At 61.2% G+C, this 8,123-nt stretch carries 9 protein-coding genes; 3 read left to right on the plus strand and 6 right to left on the minus strand.

Annotation, left to right across the window (positions count from 1 at the left end):
* Window positions 1-13 precede the first annotated feature (13 nt).
* Window positions 14-610, minus strand: coding sequence for a DUF2141 domain-containing protein (locus G3574_RS20840; protein ID WP_235953540.1), 597 nt, complete (start codon window positions 608-610; stop codon window positions 14-16).
* Between G3574_RS20840 and G3574_RS20845 the strand changes: the two genes are divergently transcribed.
* Together G3574_RS20845 and xseB are read left to right on the plus strand one after the other, a co-directional pair.
* Window positions 581-2,515 (plus strand): exodeoxyribonuclease VII large subunit, encoded by a 1,935-nt coding sequence (locus G3574_RS20845; RefSeq protein WP_163967475.1) that lies wholly within the window; start codon window positions 581-583, stop codon window positions 2,513-2,515. The genes G3574_RS20840 and G3574_RS20845 overlap by 30 nt on opposite strands.
* On the plus strand, window positions 2,508-2,744 hold the full coding sequence (gene xseB, locus G3574_RS20850) for an exodeoxyribonuclease VII small subunit (protein WP_205609864.1): 237 nt from the start codon (window positions 2,508-2,510) through the stop codon (window positions 2,742-2,744). Before G3574_RS20845 ends, xseB begins: the two co-directional genes overlap by 8 nt.
* A gap of 55 nt (window positions 2,745-2,799) precedes the next feature.
* On the opposite strand, the gene G3574_RS20855 is transcribed toward xseB, so the two are convergent.
* The 5 genes from G3574_RS20855 to otnI all read right to left on the minus strand — a co-directional run bounded on the left by G3574_RS20855 (window position 2,800) and on the right by otnI (window position 7,298).
* The gene (locus G3574_RS20855) at window positions 2,800-3,621 is read right to left on the minus strand and encodes a Crp/Fnr family transcriptional regulator (protein WP_163967476.1); all 822 of its coding nucleotides are present in this window, start codon (window positions 3,619-3,621) and stop codon (window positions 2,800-2,802) included.
* A 234-nt stretch (window positions 3,622-3,855) separates the two neighbouring features.
* Entirely contained in the window at window positions 3,856-5,058 is a 1,203-nt protein-coding gene (locus G3574_RS20860) for a urate hydroxylase PuuD (RefSeq protein WP_163967477.1), read from the minus strand.
* Window positions 5,059-5,074: 16 nt separating this feature from the next.
* Complete coding sequence (gene uraH, locus G3574_RS20865) at window positions 5,075-5,428, minus strand: hydroxyisourate hydrolase (RefSeq protein WP_163967478.1); 354 nt, start codon at window positions 5,426-5,428, stop codon at window positions 5,075-5,077.
* A gap of 294 nt (window positions 5,429-5,722) precedes the next feature.
* On the minus strand, window positions 5,723-6,319 hold the full coding sequence (locus tag G3574_RS20870) for a PEP-CTERM sorting domain-containing protein (RefSeq protein WP_163967479.1): 597 nt from the start codon (window positions 6,317-6,319) through the stop codon (window positions 5,723-5,725).
* A 166-nt stretch (window positions 6,320-6,485) separates the two neighbouring features.
* The gene (otnI, locus tag G3574_RS20875) at window positions 6,486-7,298 is read right to left on the minus strand and encodes a 2-oxo-tetronate isomerase (RefSeq protein ID WP_163967480.1); all 813 of its coding nucleotides are present in this window, start codon (window positions 7,296-7,298) and stop codon (window positions 6,486-6,488) included.
* 364 nt (window positions 7,299-7,662) lie between these two features.
* Between otnI and G3574_RS20880 the strand changes: the two genes are divergently transcribed.
* Window positions 7,663-7,953, plus strand: coding sequence for a hypothetical protein (locus tag G3574_RS20880; RefSeq protein ID WP_163967481.1), 291 nt, complete (start codon window positions 7,663-7,665; stop codon window positions 7,951-7,953).
* The last annotated feature ends 170 nt before the right edge of the window (window positions 7,954-8,123 follow it).

Consider the following 8,123-nt stretch of genomic DNA (forward strand, 5'->3'; position numbering starts at 1 on the left):
GATCGTTACTGCCTCATCGCAGGTTGATGGTGGTCGACATTGCTGGCGTGCGCAGCTCGAATGCCGCGTCCTTGAATCCGGGCGGACCGAACCAGCCGAAGGCGTCTCTCGAAAACCCGTAGGGCTCCCGCGGCAGGCCGATGGGATACTTGTCGAGGGCCTTGTTTCCATTTTCATCGATGAACAGGCTCACCGCATATTCGCCCGCGGGGACATCCTTAATGTTGATGCCGATGCCATCTTGATACGTTCCGCTTTCCAGGCGGAACGGCCGCTTTCCGGTCATCCAGGAGTCGGTCGTGTCATGCAGCGCGAGGAAATATTCGCCCTTGCCTTTTCCCTTGACCACGACGGTCAGGTCGGCCGCCATGCAGGAAAACGTTGCCAGCGCAAGCAATGCGGAGAAAGGCTTGGCGAAAGACAAACGCTTGGCAGCTGACGGCATGGCAATCATCGGTTGGTTGGCTGGCCACAGCTTACCCGCAGTGCAACGCCGCGAACAAGCGATCCCTGCATAAGCGGCAAAAAAGTTGCGATGACCGTCAAACTCCTCGGCACGGACAAGCGATATGCTTGCGGGATGAAAACCTTTCTTTCCATCCCCAGCCATGAGACGCGTCATGCCTTGACGCTTGGCGCGATGCTGGACACGGAAACCGGGCATTACTTCGTGCCGCCCGGGCAGGAACTCGCGAAATTCGACCGCTGGCTTCCCACTGGCGCGCAGGCGGCGGCGCTGCCTGGAGCGTTGACGACGACGCAGGCCGCCATGAGCTTGGGGCAGATGCTGATGCGCCTGACGGCGGCGATCAGCCATGTCTATCCCTCGCCGGAGTGGGTGCGGCTGGAATTCAGCGGCTTGCGGGCATCGGGCGGTCATGTGTATTTCGATGCGGTCGACCGTGACGAAGACGGCAAGGAACTGGCGAAGTGCCGTGCGGTGATCTGGAAAGCCCAGGCGAGCCGGATCGGCCGCAAATTCGTCGACGCGACGGGCACTGAATTGGCGACGGGCATGAAGGTGCTCGTCCTGGCGCAGCCCCAGTACCACCCGCAGCACGGCTTTTCCCTCGTGATCGTCGATCTCGACCCGGGCTATACGCTGGGCGACATGCATGCCCGGTTGAAGCGCATCCGCGAAGCGATCGACGGCCTGGGAATCGCTGACAAGAACAAGGCTTTGCCGGCCGCCGCGGATTTCTGCCGTGTCGGCGTGATCGCGCCGCATGGCGCGGCCGGACTCGACGATTTCCAGGTGACGGCGGACGCGTTGCAGCGGGCAGGCTTGTGTCATTTCGAATATTTTCACGCGGTCTTCCAGGGCGAGAAATGCGAGGAGTCCCTGCGCCGCGCCTTCATCGATGCGCATGAATTCCACGTGCTGGCGCCCGTGGACGCACTCGTCGTCATTCGCGGCGGCGGCGCCCAGACAGACCTGCAGTGGCTGAACCAGCTTCTGCTGGCCAAGATGGTTTGCCGTTTCCATGCCCCGGTGCTCACCGGCATTGGGCATGAACGCGACGTTTGCATCATGGACGAATACGCGAACCGGTCTTTCGGCACGCCATCGAAGGTCATTGCACACATCAAGGAATGCATCGCCACGCGGGCGCTGCAGGCGCTGCGCGACTGGGAAACGATCAGCCATGCGGCGCTTGCCATCGAGGGCAGGGCGCGCGCAGATGTCCTGCGGCTGCACGCCGACCTGCGCACCGGCGCGCAGCTGCGCCTTTATGCCGCGCAGACCCGCATTCGCCAGCATGACGCCGAGATCCGGTCTTCGGCGTCCAGTGCGCTGGCGCTGGCGGAGCAACGCGTCCGGACGTCATACCGCGACATCCGCTCTGGCGCGGAAACCGCGCTGACCCATGCGGACAAGGGAACGACCGCATTGAAGGCAAGCATCGCGGAGCGCATGACCGCGGCCGTTGCGATCGCGGACAAGGAAGCGGGGCATCGTTACGCTGCCATCGCCGCGGCCGCGCGCGGCGCGATCGGAAACGGCGGGATTCTTTTGCGTCAGCATCATTCCGAGGTCATGCAAGCGGCATCGCGCTGCCTCGCTGCCGCTGCGAAGGACGCCGCCGCGCAGCACAACCGGATCAATGAAGCCGCCGCGCGGATCGCCAATGCTGGCGCCGACAAGGTCGAGGCACGCTGGCAGGAAGCGGCAATCCATGTGCGCCTGCTGACGGACCGGCGTGAACGCGATGCACACCGGCATGCCGGCGACGTGCGGCATCATGCGCGCGCAATGCTCGCCGCAGCCGAAGAGTCATCCCGGGAAAAGATTGCATCGATCATGTCGCATGGCGTGGAGCCGACCTTGAAGCGCGGATTCGCGATGGTCACGGTGAACGCCGTGCCGGTGTCGAGCATGGCCGCCGCATACGGGCATGCGGAATTGGAAATTACATTCAGGGATGGCGCATTGAAGGTCCGTCCCGTTCCCGTGAAAGCGAACAAGCGTGCACGGGGAAAAAACCATGGTGAAGGAGAAATGGAAAATGGCTGAAAAAATGGCTGACAGCCAGGTGCAGGGATTCAACGAGGCTTACCAGACGCTCAAGGCGAATGCCGAGAAGTTGCGCAATCAGGATGACCTGGATATCGATGCGCTGGTGCCCATCGTGCAGCAGAGCGCGGCGGCCTATGCCGTATGCAAGGAAAGGATTGCCGCCGTCAGGGCGGTGCTGGCCGAGCACCTGAAGGAAGATGCCGGACTGGGGGATGCAGCGGAATGACGCTTCCGATTGAAGCGGATGTCAGCGGCGGACCTGGGCGCCGCTGACATCCACCCTAAGCCGCGGCCTGCTGTGCAGCGGCGGCTTTTTCCTTGCGGTTGCGTGACGCCGGCAGGCGGCGCATTGTTTTCAGCGCATTGAAGTCCTTGATGTCGATGGCACGCTGGTCGACGGAGATCAGGCCCATTTCGTTGAATGCCGAGAAGGTGCGGCTGACGGTTTCGAGGGTAAGTCCGAGGTAACTGCCGATCTCGTTTCGCGTCATGCGCAGGTTGAACTGCTTGCCCGAGTAGCCAAGTTCGCCGAATCGTTCCGAGAGGTAGACCAGGAAGCGCGCCACGCGCGCTTCCGCCGACAGCGAACCCAGCATGCTCGCCATGGTCTGCTCGCGGATCAGTTCACGGCTCATCACGCCATAGATGGCGGACTCGAGTTCCGGATGCGCGCGGCCGAGCGCGCTGAACTTCTTGAAGGGAATGAGGATGACGTCGCAATTGGTGAGGGCAACCGCCTCACATTCGTAGCGCGCCGCATGAATGCCGTCGACGCCGAACAGGTCGCCTTTCATGGGGAAGCTCAGGATCTGGTCGTTGCCGTGGGCATCGATCATGACGGTCTTGAGAAATCCGGAATTGACGACGTAGAGCACGTCGAAGGGCTGGCCGATGGTATGGATGCGCTGGCCGGCCTTGAACTGCACGTGCTGGAAGAGGTCTTCCTGCATGGCGACCGCCGTGGTCACCGGAATACGCAGCAGGTCGCATACTTCCTTCAGGGTGGACCAGAGCTTGGCCGTGCGCTGCCAGGAAGGATCGCCGATCGGGCGAGCCGCATCAGGAAAGGCATGGGGACGCGGGGAAGAAAGATCCGGGATCATGGCACGCTCCTGTTGGTCTGCCGGCGGGACAGCACATGCCGCCCACCTTGGAACATAGTATGAAACGAATGCCACCGGGGCACTATCCGTGCATTGCCTAAAATTCGTGTCGGCAAGACATCGGTCCGTGTAGGAATGTTCCTAAGCCGCGCAGCGGCAAGCACTCTTCATCTGCCCGGGCCGGCCCTGCCTGCCGGCAGGCCTCTCATTACCGGTCTACTGCTGTCTGGTGCTTCACTTGGCGCCGTTCTCGAACCACCTTGCGATGACCGCGCGTTCATCATCCGTGATGTTCGTGGCATTTCCCAGTGGCATGGACTTCTGGACCACTGCCTGCTGGTAGATGAGCTGCGCGTGGGAGCGAATCTCCTGCGGCGTGTCCAGTCGTATTCCCTTCGCGGGAGCGGGCATCAGCGTGGGCTGCGCGGCGTGACACTGGACGCAGCGCGCCTGCATCACTGCCTGCACCTGCGCCAGGTCTGGCGCGGCGGCCTGGCTGGCGTCCGCCGATGGGCCGGCCTGTGCCGTTCTTGCCTGCGGCGCGGTCCATGCGACGAGGCCGGCGAGGATGGCGATAGCCGCCGCGGGATAGGCGGGATTGGTGATGCCCTTGTGGCGCAGCACGAAGAACTGCCGGATGAGCGCGCCTGCGACCATCATGAGGACAAGCACCGCCCAGTTGTAGGGATGGGAATAGGTCATGCTGTAATGATTCGACAGCATGGCGAACAGGACGGGCAAGGTGAAGTAAGTGTTGTGGACGCTGCGCTGCTTGCCGCGCTTGCCGTGGATCGGGTCCACCGGGTCGCCTGCCTTCATGGCTGCCACGACCTTGCGTTGCCCTGGAATGATCCAGAAATAGACGTTCGCGCTCATGATGGTGGCGATCATCGCGCCGACGATGAGAAAGGCGGCGCGCCCGGAAAACAGGTGGCAGGCCGCCCACGCGGCAACGACGACGAATAGGGCCACCAGCACCGCCAGCAAGCCATCCTTTCCCTGCAAAAGACGGCACAAACCGTCGTAGACGAGCCAGCCGACGGCAAGGAAGGCGAGGGCAGCGGCGACGGCCGCCGCCGGCGCGAGGTTGGCGACGCTGGCATCGATCAGGAAGACGCGGGGATTGAACAGGTAGAGCACGGTAAAGAGCGCGAAGCCCGACATCCATGTGCTGTACGATTCCCAGTAAAACCAGTGCAGGTCCTTGGGAAGCTGTTTCGGCGCGAGCAGGTACTTCTGCGGATGATAGAAGCCGCCGCCATGCACGGCCCAGAGTTCGCCGTTGACCCCCTTCGCCCTGAGCTCCGGATCTTCCGGAGGCGTCAGGCTGTTGTCGAGCCAGACGAAATAGAACGACGAGCCGATCCAGGCGATGGCAACGATCACATGCAGCCAGCGCAGCAGCAGGTTGCTCCAGTCGAGAAGGTGGGCTTCCATTGTTCGTGCTTCCCTTTCAGCTGCCGCGATACGTCGAATAGCTCCAGGGACTGGCCACCAGAGGAACATGAAAATGCTGGGAAGCGTCGGCCACGCCGAAGCGCAGCGTCACGACGTCGAGGAAGCGCGGTTCCGCCAGCGCGGGCAGGCGTGCGGCGAAGTAGTCGCCGATCAGGAAGTCGAGTTCGTAGACGCCAGGAGCGAAGGCGTCGCCTTCCAGCAGCGGGCCATCGCAGCGGCCATCGGCGTTCGTGAGCTTTTCCAGCAGGTGTTGTCGCTGGTTGTCGATGACCTTGTACAGGTGAATTCGGATCCCTTGACCTGGTATGCCATTGGCAGTGTCAAGGACATGCGTGGTGAGGCGTCCCATTCCCGTGCTTGCCTTTGTCGTAAAAAAGGTGCGTCAGATGACGGATGCAAGAATTGTAGGCAATACCGCCAGTCAGGAGATCGTGACGGCGATATAGTCGATATATCTTGCCTTGGCGCATTTCGTCTCAAGGCATCGCGCAAGGTGCAAGGCGCAACGATGGGCTTGAAGGCTGAGCGGCCGCACCATGATACAAGGCAGAACGCGCGCGAGCATGAATCCCGGGCATAAAAAAGCCGGCGCATCTGCGCCGGCAAGAAGGAAAGCAAGCTGATTCAGGAGAGGCCCAATGCCTTAGCACTGGTCCTTGCGGCGACGTGCCATGGTGAATGCCAGCGCGCCGAGGCCGAGAAGTGCCAGGGGTGCAGGCTCGGGAACGCGGCTCGGATTGCTGCGCTGGGCAATGGTGTAGTGCGACACGTTATGCGATTGCGAGTTGCCGTTGAAATTGAAGATCGCGCTGGTGAACGGCGTGGTCCAGGTCCCGGACGAATACAGTTCATTCAGCAGGAAGGCCACCAGGTTGGTGTCCGAGCCATCCTTGAAGACGATGATGTAGTCGTTCGCGGCGAAGTTGGCGCCGGTGATTGCCCAGGTGCCCGCCGAGCTGGCGGCTTCGATCTGCAGGTTAGAGCCGTTCCCCGTCCAGTCGGAATGGCCGAAGAAGCCGGCGGCGTTGATGTTGGAGATCGAGGCAACGTTGCTGCTGTCGGCCGGGGTGAGGTACTGGCAGGCACTCGCCGCCGTATGCGTGCCGGTGCTGTCCTCTACCTTGGCCGTCGGGTCGGTCACGAAGGAGGAAGGACAGGAAACCAGTGCCGCATTGGCAGCCTGGACGCCGAAGGCTGCGGCAGCAAGAACGGCTGCCTTGAGCAAGCTGTTTACTTTCATGGGTTTTCCTTTTGCCGATGAGTGGGAGTCGGGTTCGCGCCGCATCGCGCCGCCACCAATCTTTAGCAAAGGTCGTGCCGCATCATTTAATCATTTGAAATCAATGGCTTGCGTAGGTATTAGTAACGGCCATTACTGACATGTTAAGTTTTCCGACATCACAAGGTCAGCATGGCGCCGTGCCGGTGGCTTTCCTTTCCGGGTCGAGATAAGGCTGGAGCCAGCCCAGTCCTTCCACCGTGCCCTGCGCCGGACGGTATTCGCATCCTATCCACCCTCCATATCCGATGGAATCCAGCAGATCGAAGAGATAGGGGTAGTTCACCTCGCCGACGTCGGGTTCGTTGCGGTCGGGGACGCCGGCAATCTGGATGTGACCGACATGGGGAAGGTAACGCTTCAGCTTCATGGCGATGTCGCCTTCCACGATCTGCACGTGGTAGAAGTCCATCTGCACTTTCAGGTTGGGGCTGCCCACCTCTTCACGAATCGCATGGGCCTCGCTCTGCAGGTTGAGGAAATATCCCGGGATATCGCGCGTGTTGATGGGTTCGATGAGCACGTTGATGCCGTGTTTCGCGGCTTCTTCGCAAGCGTGGCGCAGATTGTCGACATACACCGCGCGGTGATGCGCCCGGTCGGCATTGGCCGGCAGCAGACCCGCCATCATGTGCAGGTTCGGCGTTCCGCACGCCAGCGCGTAATGAATTGCCTTGGCGACGCCCGCGCGAAATTCTTCCTCCCGCCCCGGCAGGCAAGCCATGCCTCGTTCCCCCGCAGCCCAGTCTCCCGGCGGCATGTTGAACAGCACATTGCGCAGTCCGTGCCGGCCCAGCAGGCCGGCGATGGTTTCCGCGGAGTGCTCGTAGGGAAAGAGAAACTCGACGGCACCGAAGCCGGCACTGGCCGCTGCCTCGAAGCGTTCCAGGAAGGGAACTTCGTTGAACATCATCGTCAGGTTGGCGGCAAATTTAGGCATGGAATGTCTATCCTCAGGTTGGCGGCAAGCGGGAAACGGTCTTTCACGGATTCTACATTGCCCGCAAATCGCAGGCGGATGGAAGGAGGCGTGGCGTACGGGAGATCATGGCATGCATTCCCGTTCTGCCAGCAATGCCATCATTCCCCATCCGCTTGCAGCGAGGAATGGACTCTTGTGGCATGGAAGAAAATTAAACCCGCAGGCCATTATTTGCCATGCATCAATTTGCCTGTTGAATATCGGGACCATCCTTCCCGGGCGAATTACAATTTTCTGACTGGTACTGCAGGCGCGGCCACGCGGGCTCGGCATCGCAATGCGTGCAGAAAGTCATTCATCCACCCATCCAAGAATATTGACCATGACGACATCGCAGGCACCTCAGGAAATCAACTACGATCCTAACCGTCTCCTCGATTCATTGATCGAGGACCTGAATCTGAAGAATGATGCCGCCCTGTCGCGCGTGCTGGAAGTGGCGCCGCCGCTGATCAGCAAGATACGGCACCGCCGGCTGCCGGTCGGTTCGGCCATGCTCCTCCGGATGCATGAGGTCACCAACCTGTCGATCAAGGAATTGCGCGAGCGCATGGGTGACAGGCGCCAGAAACACCGCATCAGCACCGTCGTTCCCAAGGCGATGCGCTCCTGAGCCTATCGTTGCCGGGCGCGCCGCATCTGCGTGCCCGGAACTTTCTTAGTACTACAGCTGTAAGTCATGCTGGCTGCACTCTGCGGCGGCGATGGTAGAAATTGGCGATTGCCTGATGATGTCTTCGCCATAACGACCAGTGAATAACCATCCTCAGGTCCGGTAACCAA

Source organism: Noviherbaspirillum galbum (assembly GCF_010974945.1).
Classification (GTDB): domain Bacteria; phylum Pseudomonadota; class Gammaproteobacteria; order Burkholderiales; family Burkholderiaceae_D; genus Noviherbaspirillum; species Noviherbaspirillum galbum.

Bases quoted from the DNA above. Each gene is read 5' to 3' on its own strand.
- G3574_RS20845 (WP_163967475.1), top strand. From the start codon at position 581: ATGAAAACCTTTCTTTCCATCCCCAGCCATGAGACGCGTCATGCCTTG.
- G3574_RS20840 (WP_235953540.1), bottom strand. From the start codon at position 610: ATGGCTGGGGATGGAAAGAAAGGTTTTCATCCCGCAAGCATATCGCTT.
- xseB (WP_205609864.1), top strand. From the start codon at position 2,508: ATGGCTGAAAAAATGGCTGACAGCCAGGTGCAGGGATTCAACGAGGCT.
- G3574_RS20855 (WP_163967476.1), bottom strand. From the start codon at position 3,621: ATGATCCCGGATCTTTCTTCCCCGCGTCCCCATGCCTTTCCTGATGCG.
- G3574_RS20860 (WP_163967477.1), bottom strand. From the start codon at position 5,058: ATGGAAGCCCACCTTCTCGACTGGAGCAACCTGCTGCTGCGCTGGCTG.
- uraH (WP_163967478.1), bottom strand. From the start codon at position 5,428: ATGGGACGCCTCACCACGCATGTCCTTGACACTGCCAATGGCATACCA.
- G3574_RS20870 (WP_163967479.1), bottom strand. From the start codon at position 6,319: ATGAAAGTAAACAGCTTGCTCAAGGCAGCCGTTCTTGCTGCCGCAGCC.
- otnI (WP_163967480.1), bottom strand. From the start codon at position 7,298: ATGCCTAAATTTGCCGCCAACCTGACGATGATGTTCAACGAAGTTCCC.
- G3574_RS20880 (WP_163967481.1), top strand. From the start codon at position 7,663: ATGACGACATCGCAGGCACCTCAGGAAATCAACTACGATCCTAACCGT.